Origin of the sequence: Prevotella sp. P2-180 (assembly GCF_002251435.1) — a bacterium.
Lineage (GTDB): Bacteria > Bacteroidota > Bacteroidia > Bacteroidales > Bacteroidaceae > Prevotella.
Genome location: NZ_NPJI01000010.1, coordinates 1 through 772, shown reverse-complemented (window position 1 = coordinate 772; position 772 = coordinate 1). Strand labels below are relative to the sequence as shown.

At 53.5% G+C, this 772-nt stretch carries 1 protein-coding gene; it reads right to left on the bottom strand.

What is annotated here, in order from left to right:
- The coding region (locus tag CIK98_RS01130) for a VapE domain-containing protein (protein ID WP_172409767.1) at positions 1–772 on the bottom strand (772 nt) is incomplete at both ends.

Genomic DNA, 772 nt, shown 5'->3' with positions numbered 1-772 from the left:
TAGCACTGGCCTTTGTTGGTGTGCTTCGTAGAGCAGCCGAGTACTTTCAGTGTCTGTCCGATTTTCACCTTCAGACTTGTTGTCACCATGACTGTCGGATACAGTTTGGTGATTTTGTCGCAGATATCATTCATCCTCATCCATTCGCCGTCCTCTTCGTCTATAGAAGGTACGCGCACACATGCCGAGAGCATTGTCTCAAGGTCGTCGGTCTTGAAATACGCGGCGTTGGCCTGCTGGATGCGCTCAACCTCATTGGCATTGAACCAATAGGGCGCTTCCGTCTCGCGGATTTCGTACAATGCTTGTGCGTAGAGCTGACCATAGTCCAACGGGGTGACATTGTCGATGAACAATCCGTCGGGAATGCGGATGCAGATGTAGCGGCGGCTGCCTGTAGGGTCGCAGAGCGGATGAGTGTCGTTGGTGGTGGCAATGAACGAGGCATAACGCAAGCGGTCGTCCTGGCTCTTGCCGAAAATCGGGCGTCCGTTCACCTTCTGCTTCGACAATGTCTGCTTCAGCTTGCCCTGTTGCGACACACCCATATTGGCAAACTCGTCGATGTTGACAAGAAGGTTGTGGGTGAGAGCCATCTCGCTGTCGAACTTGTTGCCAAAGTTGATGTGGTCGAGATAATAGCTTCTGAGGCTCTCTGGCAAAAGTCGGAGAGCGAACGTGCTCTTGCCGCAACCTTGCCTTCCGATAAGCACAGGGACAGTCTCGTTGCCGTGTTGGCTGTCCATCTGCAGCCAGTGCGCCACCATTGACC